Below are 278 nucleotides of genomic sequence, written 5' to 3' on the forward strand. Positions count from 1 at the left end.
GTGAACACGTTGTGCTCAGTTTGGGCGACGTGGCAGACGGTGCTCCGGTATTAGGCCGGGTGCACTCCGAATGCATGACCGGCGATGACTTGTTCAGCCAGCGCTGTGATTGCGGCTCACAACTGGAAGCCGCTTTGCAGGCCATCGCCCGCGAAGGTCGTGGCGTGTTGCTGTACCTGCGTCAGGAAGGCCGTGGCATTTGTCTGTTAAACAAAGTGCGCGCTTACGCAGTGCAAGATGGCGGGGCCGACACCGTTGAAGCCTACGAGCGTCTGGGC

The 278-nt window shown here is 60.4% G+C and carries 1 protein-coding gene; it reads left to right on the plus strand.

Annotated elements, in window-relative coordinates; genetic code table 11:
- The coding region (ribA, locus tag QMX84_RS26410; protein ID WP_282365160.1) for a GTP cyclohydrolase II RibA at nt 1–278 on the plus strand (278 nt) is incomplete at both ends.

The sequence above is a fragment of the Pseudomonas sp. PS01297 genome, assembly GCF_029959305.1.
GTDB classification, from domain to species: Bacteria; Pseudomonadota; Gammaproteobacteria; order Pseudomonadales; family Pseudomonadaceae; genus Aquipseudomonas; species Aquipseudomonas helleri.